The 16,349-nt window shown below is 38.0% G+C and carries 14 protein-coding genes and 1 tRNA gene; 8 read left to right on the top strand and 7 right to left on the bottom strand.

The window, feature by feature from the left end; genetic code table 11:
* Positions 1 to 40 precede the first annotated feature (40 nt).
* The 3 genes from ABXH06_RS08765 (at position 41) to ABXH06_RS08755 (ending at position 2,555) form a co-directional block, all read left to right on the top strand.
* Positions 41 to 125: transfer RNA gene (locus ABXH06_RS08765), tRNA-Tyr, on the top strand.
* Positions 126 to 369: 244 nt separating this feature from the next.
* Entirely contained in the window at positions 370 to 1,053 is a 684-nt protein-coding gene (locus ABXH06_RS08760; protein ID WP_353517986.1) for a response regulator transcription factor, read from the top strand.
* A gap of 77 nt (positions 1,054 to 1,130) precedes the next feature.
* Positions 1,131 to 2,555 carry a DEAD/DEAH box helicase gene (locus tag ABXH06_RS08755; protein WP_353517985.1) on the top strand — a complete coding sequence of 475 codons (1,425 nt, stop codon included), beginning with the start codon at positions 1,131 to 1,133 and terminating at the stop codon, positions 2,553 to 2,555.
* Positions 2,556 to 2,569: 14 nt separating this feature from the next.
* Here the strand turns inward: ABXH06_RS08755 and ABXH06_RS08750 are convergent, their stop codons facing one another.
* Both ABXH06_RS08750 and ABXH06_RS08745 read right to left on the bottom strand, forming a co-directional pair.
* On the bottom strand, positions 2,570 to 3,016 hold the full coding sequence (locus tag ABXH06_RS08750; RefSeq protein WP_353517984.1) for a YaiI/YqxD family protein: 447 nt from the start codon (positions 3,014 to 3,016) through the stop codon (positions 2,570 to 2,572).
* A gap of 11 nt (positions 3,017 to 3,027) precedes the next feature.
* A complete protein-coding gene (locus ABXH06_RS08745; protein WP_353517983.1) occupies positions 3,028 to 5,433 on the bottom strand; it encodes a DUF748 domain-containing protein in 2,406 nt (801 codons plus the stop codon).
* A gap of 203 nt (positions 5,434 to 5,636) precedes the next feature.
* Between ABXH06_RS08745 and ABXH06_RS08740 the strand changes: the two genes are divergently transcribed.
* The 4 genes from ABXH06_RS08740 (at position 5,637) to ABXH06_RS08725 (ending at position 9,490) form a co-directional block, all read left to right on the top strand.
* A complete protein-coding gene (locus ABXH06_RS08740) occupies positions 5,637 to 6,113 on the top strand; it encodes an acyl-CoA thioesterase (RefSeq protein ID WP_311581155.1) in 477 nt (158 codons plus the stop codon).
* Positions 6,114 to 6,146: 33 nt separating this feature from the next.
* Positions 6,147 to 6,554, top strand: coding sequence for a DUF2750 domain-containing protein (locus ABXH06_RS08735; RefSeq protein ID WP_353517982.1), 408 nt, complete (start codon positions 6,147 to 6,149; stop codon positions 6,552 to 6,554).
* Between the two features lie 4 nt (positions 6,555 to 6,558).
* The gene (locus ABXH06_RS08730) at positions 6,559 to 7,818 is read left to right on the top strand and encodes a DEAD/DEAH box helicase (RefSeq protein WP_311581152.1); all 1,260 of its coding nucleotides are present in this window, start codon (positions 6,559 to 6,561) and stop codon (positions 7,816 to 7,818) included.
* 139 nt (positions 7,819 to 7,957) lie between these two features.
* A complete protein-coding gene (locus ABXH06_RS08725; protein ID WP_353517981.1) occupies positions 7,958 to 9,490 on the top strand; it encodes an amidohydrolase family protein in 1,533 nt (510 codons plus the stop codon).
* A gap of 84 nt (positions 9,491 to 9,574) precedes the next feature.
* Here the strand turns inward: ABXH06_RS08725 and ABXH06_RS08720 are convergent, their stop codons facing one another.
* Positions 9,575 to 10,210, bottom strand: a complete 636-nt coding sequence (locus ABXH06_RS08720; RefSeq protein ID WP_311581146.1) for a thiol:disulfide interchange protein DsbA/DsbL — start codon at positions 10,208 to 10,210, stop codon at positions 9,575 to 9,577.
* A gap of 270 nt (positions 10,211 to 10,480) precedes the next feature.
* Here ABXH06_RS08720 and ABXH06_RS08715 point away from each other — a divergent pair, with 270 nt between their 5' ends.
* The gene (locus tag ABXH06_RS08715; RefSeq protein ID WP_311581143.1) at positions 10,481 to 11,227 is read left to right on the top strand and encodes a TIGR00266 family protein; all 747 of its coding nucleotides are present in this window, start codon (positions 10,481 to 10,483) and stop codon (positions 11,225 to 11,227) included.
* 69 nt (positions 11,228 to 11,296) lie between these two features.
* On the opposite strand, the gene ABXH06_RS08710 is transcribed toward ABXH06_RS08715, so the two are convergent.
* Genes ABXH06_RS08710 through ABXH06_RS08695 form a run of 4 tightly spaced genes read right to left on the bottom strand, consistent with a single transcriptional unit; the run spans position 11,297 to position 16,335 of the window.
* Positions 11,297 to 12,067: a sugar-binding protein gene (locus tag ABXH06_RS08710; protein WP_353517980.1), complete on the bottom strand. Its 771-nt coding sequence runs from the start codon at positions 12,065 to 12,067 to the stop codon at positions 11,297 to 11,299.
* Entirely contained in the window at positions 12,064 to 12,603 is a 540-nt protein-coding gene (locus ABXH06_RS08705) for a gluconokinase (RefSeq protein ID WP_353517979.1), read from the bottom strand. The genes ABXH06_RS08710 and ABXH06_RS08705 overlap by 4 nt, the downstream gene beginning before the upstream one ends.
* A gap of 1 nt (position 12,604) precedes the next feature.
* Entirely contained in the window at positions 12,605 to 14,974 is a 2,370-nt protein-coding gene (locus ABXH06_RS08700) for a GH36-type glycosyl hydrolase domain-containing protein (RefSeq protein WP_353517978.1), read from the bottom strand.
* 8 nt (positions 14,975 to 14,982) lie between these two features.
* Positions 14,983 to 16,335, bottom strand: a complete 1,353-nt coding sequence (locus tag ABXH06_RS08695; protein ID WP_353517977.1) for an MFS transporter — start codon at positions 16,333 to 16,335, stop codon at positions 14,983 to 14,985.
* Positions 16,336 to 16,349: the final 14 nt, after the last annotated feature.

Genomic DNA, 16,349 nt, shown 5'->3' with positions numbered 1-16,349 from the left:
TAGAAAAGCTCGACTATTATGTCGGGCTTTTCGTCCCTGTGGAGGGGTTCCCGAGTGGCCAAAGGGATCAGACTGTAAATCTGACGGCTCCGCCTTCGGTGGTTCGAATCCACCTCCCTCCACCATCATTCTAAAGCCCGTAGCAACAGCTGCGGGCTTTTTCATATATAGAATATTATCTTTAATTTATACATTTAATTTAAAGTATGTATTTATTAAGAATATAAACTTATCAGTAAGTTAACTTAATAAAAACCTGATAATTCAACGAGTACATATTGGGATTTAACTAGAAAAGATTGATCAATTAATAAAGCTGTATAAGATTAAAGAATAAATGGCTAAATAAAATAACTACTATAATGCCTTATGAAAAAAGTACTCATCATTGAAGATGATAATTTGGTTTCCTTTTCTTTAAAAGTTCAATTAGAAAATAAAGGTTTTGAAGTTGCACAGGTTTTTAATGGCTCTGCTGCGATAAGAAAAGTTATCAGTATTAATCCCGATATTATTCTATTAGATATCAATTTACCGGATAAAAATGGTTTTGAAATTTGCCAAGAACTTAGAGAGTTCTACCAAGGAGGCATTGTTTTTTTAACCGCGTCTGATTCTATTGAAGCTGAAGTTACATCATTTGGTTTAGGGGCTGATGATTATGTCAATAAAAAAGCTCCTTTTGAAATACTCTATCAACGAATTAAACGGTTAGGTGTGCGACCTAAAGCGATTGATGTGAATCAAGTAATACTTTTTGATGATATAGAATTTCAACCAAATAATGCGGATTGTTATTATGAAGGGCAAGCATTACGTCTGACCCAAGAAGAATATGAACTATTCTATTTTATTGCGACAAAGCGAGGTGAGATAGTTTCACGACAATTGATTTTAAAAGTATTAAAAGGGGCTGATTATAATGGAATTGATCGCTCGATAGATATTAAAATAGCGAGAATTCGCCGGAAATTAAAGCGAGTTGGGTTATCTGAACAAATAATTAAATCTGTTAGATCTAAGGGCTATCAATTTAACTACCCAGTACATTAAATTGCAGTTAAATACACTATACTGTATTCTTCACCGCCGCAAAAAATCAACCGATTTAAACATCTAAGAGAACCAATATGAGTTTTTCCTCATTAGCCTTATCAAGTAAAATTTTATCTGCCATTGAAAAGAAAGGTTATACAGAGCCATCACCTATTCAAGCGCAAGCTATTCCTGCGGTTCTATCGGGTAAAGATGTCATGGCTGCAGCACAAACAGGTACAGGAAAAACAGCGGGTTTTACCTTACCTATTTTACAGTTATTGATAAAAGGGCAAAAAGCCAAAGCTAATCACACACGAGTATTAGTATTGACACCCACAAGAGAGTTAGCGGCACAAGTCGCAGAAAGTGTCGCTACTTATGGTGCTGAGTTACCATTAACTTCTGCGGTAGTGTTTGGTGGAGTAAAAATTAACCCTCAAATGATGCGCTTGAGGCAAGGCACGGATATTTTAGTAGCTACCCCCGGTCGTTTGTTAGATCTATATAATCAAAATGCCATTAAGTTTTCTCAAATTGAAATGTTTGTCCTTGATGAAGCTGACAGAATGCTTGATATGGGCTTCATTCGTGATATTAAAAAAATAATCGCACTACTGCCTCAACAACGTCAAAATCTATTATTCTCTGCGACATTTTCTCCCGACATTAGAGCGTTAGCCAAAGGGTTAGTCAATAACCCAGTTGAAATTTCTGTGAGCCCTGAAAATACTACAGCAAAAACAGTACAGCAAATCGTTATTCCAACGGATAAAAAGAAGAAAGCTAAGTTAGTCAGTTATTTAATTAAAGAAAATAATTGGCAACAAGTACTGATTTTCACACGAACCAAGCATGGCGCGAATAAATTAACCCGTGATCTAGAATCGCAAGGCATTAATGCTGCGGCAATTCATGGCAATAAAAGCCAAGGCGCGCGCACCAAGGCTTTAGCGAATTTTAAATCGGGTGAAGTAAGGGTGTTAGTTGCTACAGATATTGCTGCTCGTGGCTTAGATATAGACCAACTTCCACAGGTCGTTAATTTTGAATTACCCAACGTACCTGAAGATTATGTTCATAGAATTGGCCGAACAGGTCGTGCAGGAGCAGAAGGTCATGCCATTTCATTAGTGTGTGCGGATGAACATAAAGAATTACAAGACATTGAATATGTTATTCAACAGCATATAACCCGTAAAGTTGAACCTGGATTTGAAGCAATAAATGAATTACCACCATCGCGAGCTATTCGACCGTTAAAAGCTAAAAAGCCTAAGAAAATAAAAGCGAATAAATCAGAACATAAAGATGGTCAACGTTCGGCGGCAAACGCTAAGGGAAATAAGCCGCCAAGTAAGAATAAAAAGCATACTGATACAAGTAAGCGAGAAAATAGCAATACAAAACCAGGTCGAAGAAAACCACAGTCTGCCAAGCAAACATCAACTAAATCGACGTCTAAACCGGCAACTAACTCGGTTAAAAAGAAGGTTGACCCATATAAGGCTAGTCGTTAAAAACACGTAGGATGCTATTTTCGTTTTGCCAACCACTTGTCTAGATTATTAGCAAATGCTTGGCGATCGCTTTGGCTAATAGGTGGAACGCCTCCTGTTTCAATACCACTTGACCGTAGTGTATCCATAAAGTCACGCATATTTAGTCTTTGCTTAATGTTACTGGTAGAATAAAGCTCACCTCTTGGGTTTAAAGCCGTACAGCCTTTTTCGATAACTTCTGCCGCTAACGGAATGTCTGCAGTAATAACTAAATCATCTTTATTTGCACGCTTAACAATTTCATCATCGGCAACATCAAAACCAGCACTGACTTGAATAAAGCTTATAACTTTAGAAGGCGGAGTTTTTAAGTAGTGATTCGCTAGTAAAGTCGTCGGCGTGTTCGTTCGTTCAGCGGCGCGAAACAGGATTTCTTTAATCACCACCGGACAAGCATCTGCGTCTACCCAAATTTTCATAATAATCCTTGTTAATTTACGTTAAACGTAATGCGTGGTTGGGCATTTTTAGCACTATCAATTTGCGGAGTACATAATAACAACCTTGAACTGGCAATATTGTATTCGTCGACGATTGTCTGCTTAAAATTTTCAACACGTAATAATGACAGTTGATGTAGCTTATCTATGAGTTTGCTATCAGTTATTTTATCTCCAACATTCAAACCTACATCGACAGGAGTTGCAACAGGGCATAAAGTCACTTGTGTGTCTGATTTATCTTTTAATAATGCCGCGAATTGTTTGATGAAAGTTTGCTGTTCGTTTGATATCTCAGATTGAGTGGCCGTAAAAGGTAAATCATTGAAACGCACTTTCAGTAACATTTTACCGGCAGTCATCGCAACACTAACCACATTGGCATAAGGTACAAAGGTGGTCATCAGATAATCTTTAGCAGCCATCATAGTTGCTTTCTTCACTAATAACGACATGAATCCAGAGAGCCCGAACGAAGGGTCATTAGTATTACCAGAAATCGGCAATGATAAATCGACATTCCCCTTACTGTCTTTCAACATGCCTAATGCGACTGAAAAAGGGATTGCCGTTTGATCTTTAAGTGAGTCTGCTTCATGATCATCAGCGGCGGTAAAATCAAAACCACGTAATAAGATATTCGAGTTACCGGAAATTTTGTCGCCGGTTAATTTAGTATCTATGTTGAAATCTAGCTGGCCAGTTTTTATTTCAAAACTCAACGCATTTTTAATATATGACGAGACCGCAGGTAAACTGACTTCGTTGATCCCACCTTTTAAAGCATAGTAGGGCTGTTCAACAAATGGTTGCATTACGCTGTTAAAATCAAAGTGTGCATATCGATTATTTTTGCCACGTAGTTTTAACGTACTTTCAAGTTCAGGGTGACGAGAATTTAACTGATTAAACTGTAATTCTTCTATTGTAAATTCTTGTTGAAAAGCAGGCTTGACGCTGTGATCTTTAAAATTGATTTTTGCGTTATTCATCAAATGAAAATCATTTAAACTAAAATCAAAGACTGTTTTTTGACTTTGCTCTGTTGATTCTACTTCTGGTGGTGTATCGCTATCCGTTGCCGATTTTTCAACTGCTTGGACACTCTGAATTGGTAATAAGCTTGTTAATACTTTGTCAGCGTTTATCTGGGCGTCGACTTTTAAATCTGACAAGGTGATCGTATTTATATCAGCAGCCTGCTGAGACACTATCAAGTTATCGACAAATAGTTGACTAAATTGCGTTAATGGCGGTAAGTCAATTTGATTATCTTGAGAAATAACAGCGTCTTTCACCGTTATCGCATTTAGTGTGACAGTTGGAATGGCTTCAAGTGTAGCGAGATCAATGGTGTTAATAGCAATATTTGTCACTGAAGCAACTAATAACTGAGGGTGCTCAGCATTGATAATCTCGATATTCGCTGCTTCAAACTGGCCCTTCGCAGTAACTGTTGGTGGCTGGTCATTGGATAACTTCACATCAATATTTGAAAATTGAGCTAATGAATGCTCTACATAAAGTTGTACTTTGTTATTTACCGTAGCAAGTTCAGTCAGCGTGAGGGTAATATCTGCAAGTTCAAGTTGTTGATTATTATCATTAATTAACAACTTTTGTTGACTTTTAAACGAGATTAACCCTGTTAAATTTTCAATGTTTTCAGGCAGCCAAGGTTGAACGGACGATAAGTCGAATTTTGAAATATCAAGATCACTGTTGATTTCACCTTGGCCATTAATTAACTGAGCATCTGCGTTAATGTTTACTTTTGAATCAGCAAAGCTAATGTCAGCAACTAAACTAGCCGATTGTGCTTGTTGATCTGCTACTAAATCCTCAATTTTAAGGTCATTGATTTCAAACTCTAATGCTTGATTATTATACAAAACATCAATGTTACTGTTTTTGATTGATAAAAGCGGCATCACTAACTGATAGGCTTTTGCTGTATTAGAGCTTGATGACTTTGGACTCTGAGGCTCAGAAGGTTGCTCAGCAGAAGGTTTATCAGCTGCTTGTGATAATGACACTCCTGCGATTGTTACGTTCTCGCCATCGACGGATATGCCACCATTTATACCATCGGCGATCACGGATTTGATATGCACTTTATCGAAAATTAATTGCAATAGGTTCATTTCAATCGTTAATTTGTCGATTGCTAACACCGTTTTATTAGCTTTCTCTAACGTAAAATCTTCAATTTTGATTTGCGAAATAAAAGGGTTATAACGAACACTACTGTTTTCATTTAATATTAAATCGAATTGGTTGATGTTTTTTTGGATAAAATGGCTACTAACTATTGGTGAAACAAGCCACACGGAAAGGTAAAGAATAAAGAGAAAAGCCGCTAACACTTTTAGCGTAATGTAGGTGAATCGTTTCATTGATAAGTCCGAATTGTTGCAAGTGCACAGTCTTGGTGCTTAAAGAATTGTGATTATCTGTTGATATTTGATAGTTTACTCTAAATGTTATTGATTTATCTAGCGGATATCACGATACCAATTTAATAAGACTGTTGGAATAGTTTGTGCTGTACAGAGCTACTAGTATTATTTGATTAGATTAACTAAAAAGAGAAAACAAGATGAATAAACCACAACGTGATGTCACTTTACGATTTTTAGCCGAACCACAAGATGTAAATTTTGGCGGCAAAGTCCATGGTGGCGCGGTAATGAAATGGATTGATTTAGCCGCTTACGCTTGTGCGGCAGGCTGGAGTGGTCGTTATTGCGTTACCGCGTATGCAGGTGGCATTCGTTTTGTTTCACCTATTCATGTTGGCAGTTTAGTAGAAGTAGAAGCAAAAGTTATTTTAACGGGTAATTCTTCAATGCATATCGCCCTAGAAGTAAACGCTTGTGATCCAAAATCATTAAATCGAAGAAAAACAACTCATTGTATAGTCATTATGGTTGCTGTTGATGAACACGGACAAAAAATAGCTATTCCAGAGTGGATCCCAGAGACTGCCGCTGACATTAAACAACACGAGTCAGCAAAAAAATTGATGGAAATGCGCAAACAAATCGGCGAAGAGATGCAAATTTTTGTAGAATAGCCGTTGAGTAATTCAGCCACTTTAGGAAAGCCGATGGCACAGGCGATAGATAAAAATCAAATTGAAAGTATTTTAAAATATGACGACGAACAACGCGCAAAATATTTTATAAAGGAAGCGGTTGCTAATCAGCAAATTTGGATTTTAAAAGATGAGCATGGTTGTGTGATGCTCACCACTGATGATGAAGACTGTATTCCTGTTTGGCCGAATGAAGCCTTTGCCGCCTCTTGGATATCTCAAGAATGGCAAGATTGTCAAACTGAAGCTATTTCGTTAAATAAATGGTTTAGTCGATGGTCGCATGGCTTGGCCGATGACGAATTAGCTATTGTGGTGTTTCCAAACCAAGATGAACAAGGTTTAGTGTTTTACCCAGATGAACTTGAAGATGCTTTAAAAACACAACAGCAAAAACAAGCTCAGCAAAGGTCAAAGTAAGCAAATGAATTTCTCTGATTTTGCCTTAGATAAAACCCTCACTGATGCCGTTAAATCATTAGGGTATAGTTCGCCTACTCCAATTCAACAACAAGCTATTCCAGCAATCTTAGCGAAAAAAGATATTATGGCTGGAGCGCAAACCGGCACAGGTAAAACAGCCGCGTTTGCTTTGCCAATTTTGCAAATACTCAGTGAAAATGTGCCCGAACATCGTCCTGTTCGCGCTTTAGTGTTAACGCCTACGCGTGAGCTTGCACAACAAGTGTATAAAAGTTTTGTTGGCTATGCTGAAAACACTTCATTAAATATTGCCGTTGCCTATGGTGGTGTCAGTATTAATCCGCAAGTTGATGCGCTTAATAAAGGTGCAGACGTATTAGTGGCGACACCCGGACGCTTGCTTGATCATCTCATAAAAGGGTCATTAGCGCTCACTGAGCTTGAGTGCATCGTCTTTGATGAAGCCGACCGCATGCTTGATTTAGGCTTTAAAGATGAAATAGATCGGATTCTAAATCGTCTGCCAATTACACGACAAACTTTATTGTTTTCAGCCACATTTGATGATGCCATTTATACACTTAGTAAACATTTATTGACCGATCCTTTACGCATAGAAATAGGTGAACGAAATCAAGCAGCTGCTAAAGTTGAACAAATAGTTTATACCGTAGATTTAGATCGAAAACGTGAATTAACCTCTTTTTTAATTGGTTCAAAAAATTGGCAACAAGTGCTTATATTTACGCGCACCAAACAAGGTGCTGACGAGCTTGCCAAAGAAATGTGCAAAGACGGTATTAAAACGCAATCGATTCATGGTGATAAATCGCAAGGGGCAAGAGAGCGTGCTTTAGCTGAATTTAAAGCCGGAAAAACTAGAGCATTAGTGGCTACCGATGTTGCCGCTCGAGGTATTGATATTCATGACTTAAATGTCGTGATCAATTTTGAATTGCCTTACGTTGCAGAAGACTATATTCATCGCATAGGCCGTACGGGTAGAGCAGGTAAAGAAGGACTTGCTATTTCGTTAATGGCGCCAAGTGAAGAATGGCTGTTAAAAGCCGTTGAAGAGGTGTTAGATGGACGCCTATTACAACAATGGTTTCCAGGTTATGAACCCGATTTAACGAAAACCGAAGCGGTGATGAAAAAGCTCAGTAAAGGCAAAGAAAAGCAACGCGCGAGAAAGAAAGCTTTTGGCGATAAATCTTCAGATAAAAAAGCCCATAAAAAGCGTAACTTTCAGCGTCGATAAAAAATTCCCGAGACATTAAAACGTATAAAAATAATTAAGATAGGAATACATATGAATCGATTTATTAGTGCTGTGTTACTTTTCATTACACATCAAGCTATCTCTCAAACAATAGTATTAAAAAATATTAATGTCCTCGATGTCAAAAAAACTTGCTGTCAAACACCAACAAACCATAGTTATCATAGATAAGCACATAGTCAATGTCGGTGAGCAAGGCTCGTTAATTCTTCCTGAGCATGCGATTGTTTTTGATATGACAGATAAATATATTTCACCGGGGTTGATTGATAGCCATGTTCATCATGCAACTGATCCTGATGGTTTTGATAATGATAGAGACTCGAGAAAAAGATTAAGAACACTTCTTCGTGGTGGTGTGACTTCAGTACGTGATATGGGAGGTGATACCCGAGCTTTAAATTCACTTGCGCGTAGAGCAATGCTCGATCAAATACAATCCCCTGATATTTACTACTCTGTCATTATTGGTGGCGCTGAATTTTTTGCTGATCCGCGTACGGTTTCTTCTGCAAAAGGTATGGAATCTGGAAATACACCTTGGATGAAAGCGGTTGATGATGACACTGATCTTGACCAAGTAATGTTGATGGCGAAAGGTACGGGGGCTACGGGTATAAAAATATATGCAAAAGTGCCCGGTCACCTTATGAATAAACTGTCAAAAGCAGCAAAAAAATATCAGTTAAAAGTGTGGTCTCACGCTTATGTTGGTCCTGCTAAACCAAGTGAAGCCATTGCTGGCGGAGTTGAAACTATTTCGCATGCGCCCGATTTAGCCGCAGAAATTATCGATAATTACGAAAATTGGCGCCGAAAGAATATTGACCCTAATAAAGAACAAGAAAAACGCTCAAATAATGCTGATGCATATACTGCGCTTTTAACACACATGAAGCTTAAAGAAACTATTTTGGATGCAACTCTTACGGTCTTTGAAAAACGAAAAAATGCATCTAAAAATAATGAAAAACGTTATCAACATGCAAAAATGCTGACCCGTTTATCACATGAAAAAGGCATTAAAATTGCGGCAGGAACTGACGCGTTTAGCGATGATGAAGTACAGCTTTATCACGAACTAACATTATTAGTTAAAGATGCAGGCTTAACGCCGTTTGAGTCTTTACAAGCGGCAACGATTCACGGTGCTGAAGTAATTGGTATTGAAAATGAATACGGTTCTATTGAAAAAAATAAAATAGCGAACTTAGTTATTTATCACGAAAATCCAAGCGAAGATTTATCGGCATTGAATTCAATTGCCCATGTGATAAAAAACGGTCAATTTATTTATCGAGGAGCAGATCCTAGACTGCCTTTTATTCCGGCAAAAAAAGCTGCGGGCACGTTATGGATGTCGGGGCAAATTGGTAATTTACCCGGCACAATGGCATTGGCAGGTGAAACGATTGATGCGCAAATGCATCAAACCATGAAAAACATAGGTTATGTTCTACAAGAATACAATTTAACCATGGCCGATTTAACAAAATGTACGTTAATGTTAGCGGATATTAATGATTGGTCGAAAGCCAGTGATATTTATAAGTCATATTTCACAACATCTTTACCTACTCGAAGTGCTTTTGCTGCTAGCGGCTTAGCGTTAAATGCCAAAGTTGAAATAGAATGTTTTGCTGCTTTTTAATTCAATAAAAATTGATAAAAGTAGTTAGTCAAACAAAAACGCCAGAGATAAGCTCTGGCGTTTTTATCAGGAATTTTCGTGGCCTTATTTCAATGTTAATAAGTACGCGATAATGTTTTTATATTCTTCAAGGAAGTTTTTAGGATCCAGTTCTTTTGAATTGATCACATATTTACCGTTTACAACAAAAGTAGGAACACTTTTTACATAACGGCCTTGAGATAATTTGTCTTGTATTTTCTTATTGCGCTTTGCTTTACTGACAAGAGAGAAGCTTTTCATGCCTTTATCAAACTTAGCGCCGTCGCCACCTGCAGCAATAAATATTTTGCGTACATCGGCTTCGCTAGTTACTACTTCACGTTTGGTTTGAATATAGTTAAAGACTTCCGCATTAAATTGTTTAGCAATGCCCATTTTTTCTGCCACAACTAATCCTTTACTCAACATAAATTGAATGTCTGGAGAAGACGCGCCCATAAAATCAACGTGGGTTTTATTTAATTTAGTACCAGTCGGTAAGCTTTTTTCAATGTCGCCTAAATAAGCTTCAAAACCACGACAAGCAGGGCAGTAATATGAAAAGTATTCGCGAACTTCTGGCTTGTTTGTCGCTTGTCCAGGGATCACTTGATAATGTTTACCTTCCTCATATTTAGCAGCATTAGCTAATAAAGGCATAAAGGCGATGGCAAAAAAGGCAATGAAAAGTTTTTTCATAAAATAATTACTCTTTGTTGTAGTTTGGTATTAATTTGGTATTCGTTCTGTTTTCACTCGATATGCATGCGAGCTTAAATGTTGGCTTGATGATATCACCTTAAATAAATAAGTAACATTATCAAGCGCGTTTATTATTGTCACAATAGACCTTAATACTCGCTGAACAGTTCGATTGAAATTGTAAAAAATTATTATCTGGTGATATTGCTTGTGTTCAAATGACTTTATTCTGCTACATTAATGTTGATTCAATAATAAGGAAATAACATGAAAAGCCATGAAATAGATTACGAAATAATTGGTCAATCAATGCAAATGGTTGAGGTAGAACTTGATCAAGGCGAAACCGTGATAGCAGAAGCGGGTGCGATGAACTACATGGAAGACGGCATTGATTTTGAAGCAAAAATGGGAGATGGCTCTAAAGTAGATCAAGGTTTTGTCGGCAAACTATTTTCAGTTGGAAAACGCATGCTCACGGGTGAGTCTGTATTTATGACACACTTCACGAGTCAAGTGCCCGGTAAAAGAAAAGTGGCTTTTGCTGCGCCATTTCCAGGGTCAATTATTGCGATTAATTTAGCTGAAATGGGTGGTAGTATCACTTGCCAAAAAGATTCATTTTTATGTGCAGCTTTAGGTACTCAAGTGGATATCGCTTTTAATCGACGTTTAGGTAGTGGCTTTTTTGGTGGCGAAGGATTTATTTTGCAGCATTTATCTGGCGATGGTATGGCTTTTGTTCATGCTGGAGGAACAGTGGTTGAAAAAAAACTCAATGGTGAAACACTACGTTTAGATACGGGCTGCTTAGTTGCTTTTAGTGACGGAATTGAATACAGCATAGAAATGACCAAAGGCTTAAAAAGTATGTTTTTTGGTGGTGAAGGATTTTTTATGGCGACGTTAAGTGGTCATGGCAGTGTTTGGATCCAAAGTTTACCGTTTTCTCGTTTAGCCGATCGTATTATTCAACATGCTCCGCAAATTGGCGGTAGTAATCAGGGCGAATAAAATTATCTGAAAATATATATAATGGCTCAAAATAATGATTTTGAGCCATATAGTTTTAGTTCGTAATCTTTATTCTTCAACTAATTCAATTGTCTCGAAAACATCAGCCGTAATATAACCTAAATTTTTATCACCGTTTACGGGGGTTATCGGGGTCGAGCCGATAAAGTGTTCCCGTACTTTACTGCCATCGTTATCACAGTATGCGAGCATAAAACCGAGCTTCTTACCGTTAAATAATTTAACTGGCTTTCCAATAAGTTCTTTCTTATGACCAATGGTTTGGTAAGTAAAACTATCATCATAAACATTTATGGCAAGTTCCCAAGTCATTACATATGGCGCGTGTGCATTTCTTTGCCATTTATTTGATATATGGTTATTTAGTGTTAAAAAGTCTGGTGAACCATCTGCTTTTTTATAACCAATATCAACGACTTGGTTATCTAATGCCACGTGATATGCAAATGCATTGAAATTAAATTGATGATCACCACCGGAGGCATCTTCATCAATAAATATTTCTATGCAGTCATCGTCCCAATAAAAATGCAATGGATTCGCGTGTTGATCAAAAAGAACATCATCTGTGATCTCAACTAAAAGATAGAGCTTCTTCTTATCCCACACCATTTTAAAGCGCCCTGAAAAGTCTGTTTTACTTGGTTGGCTGCCAACAATTAGTTCAGACAATGCATGCCATTGACCTTGTTGCCAGGCAAGATCTGATGATTGTCCGTCTATCACCACAGAGGTTTTAGCTTTTGGCACTTTCATCGCTAAAGCCTGTGGTGAAGTAAATAAATAAATGAGTGTGATCAAGGCAAGTATTGATTTCATGCGGAATTTCTCTGTGGTGTCACTTGTTGTAAAGCAATAACGCGTTTTGCTTGGTTGATAATATTATCGACTGGTTGGTTAATATCGATGAGTGCGATATTTTCGTCGCTATTTTCAACAGGTAACTCAAGTGCTTCAAATTGACTGTCTAATAACGTGGTTGAAAAAAAATGCCCAGAACGATTCGATAATCGTTGAGCTATCACGGAATAATCGCCATATAAAAAAATGCCATTTAATTGGCTTTCTAAATGCTGAAAACGTTGTCGTTGCGATTTTTTCAAGCCTGAATAAGCAAGCACAAAACGAGTTTTGCTATGATGCTCATCGGCTAGAAATAACAATATACGAGTGATCCATGCTTGTCGAATGTCATCATTAATTGGTTGTCCATCAGCCATCATTTTTTTAGCTTGCTCATTATGAAAATCATCGGCATCAAGATAAGTAAAATCGAATTGTTCAGCCAATGCTTTAGCAATGGTTGATTTTCCAGTACCGCTGACACCCATCACTAATATTAATTGTGCTGGCATATTAATTCTCGCTATTCCCTATAATTACCTTGATGTGATACGTTTGACCTTTCGCAATATTAGACACAATATTGCTTGGCGATGGTTGGCCATCAATGACTATTTTCGTGCTATTCGCTTGATCACTTTTGGTGTAATCGACAACAAAAGTGGCGCCTAAATATTCACGTCTTACTGTTAATGTTGCCCAATGAGCAGGCAGTTTAGGTGTGATAATAAGCGTACCCGCTTGACCTTTTAAGCCACAGAGTTCTTCAATAATACAGCGATAATACCAAGCCACTGTACCGGTATTAAATAATTGACTCGATCTACCCGCAACCTCAGGCAATTGATAGTAAGCACCGCGATAGTAGTTAGGAACAAAAGTAGGTAACTGCTGGCGCTCAGTAGCATCATCTTGAGAAGGAAGCATTTTTTTTAAAACATCGAAGGCTTTATCGGATTGATTATTTTGATAAAGACTATAAGCGTAAAATGCGGCAGCATGATTATAAACCGAGCCATTTTCAGAGACTCCAGGAAACTTTTGAGTGAGGCGACCGATGTTTTCGTTCATTTTGGTATAACTTGGCGCTAGCATCATGATACCAAAGGGGGTTGCTAAGTTGTCGTCGATTGCCGTTATCATGGCTTGCTGTTGTTTTTGATCAGCGGCACCACTTAACATGGCCCACGTTTGAGGATTTAAATATATCTTGCCTTCTTCATCGTTTGACACACCAAAAGCAATGCCTTCGTCATTAATGCCTCTGGCATACCATTTACCATCCCAAAAATGGGTGTTCATGGCGGTATTTAACTTAGTTATCGCCGCTAAATACTCTGGTATTTTTGTTTGATTGATTTGGTGATGTTGACAAATATCACACCAAACTTTTAAAGAATATGCGGTAGCTACGGTTAGCCAAGCAGAAACCCCTTTGCCTTTGTAACCTACCATATTCATAGGGTCGCACCAATCACCCTGTTCGATATAACTTAACCCCAATTCATTTCGGGCATTGAGTAAATGATCCAGTGTTAGGTTGATATGGTCAATCAGCGGTAAACATTGTGCTGAATCGGCAAAAGGAATAACCGTTGTTAAAATATCAGCGTCGTTCGTTTCATTTAAATAACAGTTTAAACAAAGGGTTAGCCAGATACCATGGTCGCTATGTGGTACTAAGTTAATGTATTTTAGTTCCGCCTGTTCATGAAGTAATATGCCGTCGGGCATTGCGCCTGAAATTGTTTGTTGAGACAGGGCTGTAATTAATGCCTGTTTTGTTTTTTCTGGCGAAATAAACGCCATGCCCATGGCGTCTTGCAAATAATTCCTCGTTTGCGGATCTGTAGATAGCCTATTTACATCACCATGATAAAATACTTGTCTTGGTAGCCAATGATTTATAAATTCGTTGAATGCTTTATCCGGCGAGTTTATTTGAATACTGCCATGACTTTGCGCTAAGTAATTTTGGTAATCAAGGTGTGCTTTGTTGAAACTATCTTGTTGTCCAAAGTACTTTTCTTTAATTTGAGCGATTTCAGTATCATCTTTTGCTGGACCAAATAGAAATTGATGTTGGACTTGCTCCTGGCAATTTATTTGATGATTAAATTGCAACGAAGCTACAGGGGTTTGGTAAAGTGCGTCTCGTTGCGGCAGTTGCTTTAATTGTAAGGCATCTGGATTATGTAAACCGCCTTCGCCTTCAAAAGTTGGTTGATTGGCACACCAACTAGTTGGTTGATGTTTAGATAATAAAAAGGTTTTGTCTTTCAAATGTTGGTTTTTGAAGTAATCTTCAACTTTTTGATACGGCGTTATACTACTGGCAATAATGCCATTTAGGTTAGTATCAAATGCAGCTGATTGGTTCATCCACGACATATAACCAACAGAAAAATATGGATAAATAGCAATGTTTCTAGTTTTATTGCTATGGCTAATAACGCTAAGTTCCCACATCTCTGTAACATCATTTTTTGGCAAAGAAAGCGTTAGCTGAATTTCTAGCTCTAAATGATTAATCCGCCAAACTAGGTTGTCTTTACCCACAGAAAAATTAAAAGAATCAAGTTTAGCGCGAACAGGTTCGTAGGGAATGGAGAAAAGCTCGCCAGAATCTAAACATTTAATGTAAAAAAATCGACCGCTATGATGAGCAAAATAACTTTGCTCAGGTTGCATAAATGTTTTTGCTTCCATATTCAGTGCGTGAGAGTACTTACTCGGCTCTGGTTGCATAAACTGGGCAACAGCATAACCGCGACAATTCATGTGAATCATCATATTTTTATTCCACAAAAAGCCACTGGCTTTTGACATGCCGATAGGGTCGCGAATATCAACACGTTGGTTGACAAAATCATGTTGGAACATTGTTACTCTTACTCACTTACTTTGGTCATTGATTTACGTTGTGCTAAACCGTGTTGAATATCGATGACTGCGCTATCAGACAAGGCATAAAACTTGACGACAAACACAGAAAGGGCGGCAAATCCCGCAGGAATTAACGTCATTAATAAAATAATGCCGGTTTGAGAGTCATGACTCTGTACTTGATTAGCAATATAGCCCATTGATGCTAGTAACCAACCAATCATGGCTCCTGCGATTGCTCCTCCTAATTTTTGTGCGAATGCTGCGGCAGAAAAAACCATCGCGGTGGCACGTCTACCATGCTTCCACTCAGAAAAATCTGCCGTGTCTGCATACATAGAAAATACTAGTGGCGACTTTGGTCCTAAGGTAAAACCTATGGCGATTTGTAATATGTACATCAACATAATTTGTTCTTTCGGGACAAAATAAAACGCAATTGACAGTACAGTGACAACACTCATTAAGATCATTAACAGTCGGCGTTTATCGATAAACTTAGTCATAAGCGGTGTTGAAGCAGCGCCGACGGCTAAGGCAATCATGTAAGCAAAAGAAAAACTGCCGATGAGATCTTCTCGTTCAACGAAATATTTAAAATAAAAAGTGCCGGTACTTCCTCGAAGCGTAATTGTCATCATGATGATAAGAGCAAGACTGAATAAAATTAACCAAGGCTTATTTTGAGTTAAATCTTTTATGTCTTGTAAAATAGGCGTTTTCTGTTCTTTTATTGGCGCGATACGCTCTTTAGTGCTTAGAAAAGTGATAAAAAATAAAATCGCTGCTACACCACCATAAAGTCCCATGGTTAATTGCCAGCCAAATGCTTCATTACCTTGACCAAAATATTCCACTAATTTTGGTGTCAGGTAAGCAACTAAACTTCCGCCAGAAAAAGCACCAATAAAACGAAAGCTTGTTAACGTGGTTCTGTCTTGGCTGTTGCCCGTTACAACGCCTAATAATGCGCCATAAGGGACATTTATAAAGGTATAGGCTAACATCATAAAAATATAGGTTGCATACGCCCACATCAATTTACCACTGTCATCGAGATCTGGGACGGTAAAGGTTAAAACGCCTGCTGCGGCAATGGGAATGATACCCCACAGCAGATATGGGCGAAATTTACCAAACTTAGTTTGAGTACGATCGGCTAATGCCCCCATTAACGGATCAGAAAAAGCATCAATGAGTCGCGTTACTAACATCATGGAACCAACGGCAGCAGGATGTAAACCAAAGACGTCGGTATAAAAAATAAAGAGAAAAACATCGAATACACGCCAGTAAAAATTAGAGGCAACATCCCCGCATGCATAACCGACTTTTTCCTTTAATGTTAATTTTTCCATGGCAATAGACCTTT

The organism is Thalassotalea sp. SU-HH00458 (assembly GCF_040362795.1).
Classification (GTDB): domain Bacteria; phylum Pseudomonadota; class Gammaproteobacteria; order Enterobacterales; family Alteromonadaceae; genus Thalassotalea_H; species Thalassotalea_H castellviae.
The sequence above is the reverse complement of the archived record's forward strand: the minus strand, read 5'-3'. Positions and strand labels throughout refer to the sequence as shown.

What these genes read in the sequence shown, in the direction of transcription:
- ABXH06_RS08760 (WP_353517986.1), top strand. Translation starts at nt 370, where the DNA reads ATGAAAAAAGTACTCATCATTGAAGATGATAATTTGGTTTCCTTTTCT.
- ABXH06_RS08755 (WP_353517985.1), top strand. Translation starts at nt 1,131, where the DNA reads ATGAGTTTTTCCTCATTAGCCTTATCAAGTAAAATTTTATCTGCCATT.
- ABXH06_RS08750 (WP_353517984.1), bottom strand. Translation starts at nt 3,016, where the DNA reads ATGAAAATTTGGGTAGACGCAGATGCTTGTCCGGTGGTGATTAAAGAA.
- ABXH06_RS08745 (WP_353517983.1), bottom strand. Translation starts at nt 5,433, where the DNA reads ATGAAACGATTCACCTACATTACGCTAAAAGTGTTAGCGGCTTTTCTC.
- ABXH06_RS08740 (WP_311581155.1), top strand. Translation starts at nt 5,637, where the DNA reads ATGAATAAACCACAACGTGATGTCACTTTACGATTTTTAGCCGAACCA.
- ABXH06_RS08735 (WP_353517982.1), top strand. Translation starts at nt 6,147, where the DNA reads ATGGCACAGGCGATAGATAAAAATCAAATTGAAAGTATTTTAAAATAT.
- ABXH06_RS08730 (WP_311581152.1), top strand. Translation starts at nt 6,559, where the DNA reads ATGAATTTCTCTGATTTTGCCTTAGATAAAACCCTCACTGATGCCGTT.
- ABXH06_RS08725 (WP_353517981.1), top strand. Translation starts at nt 7,958, where the DNA reads ATGTCAAAAAAACTTGCTGTCAAACACCAACAAACCATAGTTATCATA.
- ABXH06_RS08720 (WP_311581146.1), bottom strand. Translation starts at nt 10,210, where the DNA reads ATGAAAAAACTTTTCATTGCCTTTTTTGCCATCGCCTTTATGCCTTTA.
- ABXH06_RS08715 (WP_311581143.1), top strand. Translation starts at nt 10,481, where the DNA reads ATGAAAAGCCATGAAATAGATTACGAAATAATTGGTCAATCAATGCAA.
- ABXH06_RS08710 (WP_353517980.1), bottom strand. Translation starts at nt 12,067, where the DNA reads ATGAAATCAATACTTGCCTTGATCACACTCATTTATTTATTTACTTCA.
- ABXH06_RS08705 (WP_353517979.1), bottom strand. Translation starts at nt 12,603, where the DNA reads ATGCCAGCACAATTAATATTAGTGATGGGTGTCAGCGGTACTGGAAAA.
- ABXH06_RS08700 (WP_353517978.1), bottom strand. Translation starts at nt 14,974, where the DNA reads ATGTTCCAACATGATTTTGTCAACCAACGTGTTGATATTCGCGACCCT.
- ABXH06_RS08695 (WP_353517977.1), bottom strand. Translation starts at nt 16,335, where the DNA reads ATGGAAAAATTAACATTAAAGGAAAAAGTCGGTTATGCATGCGGGGAT.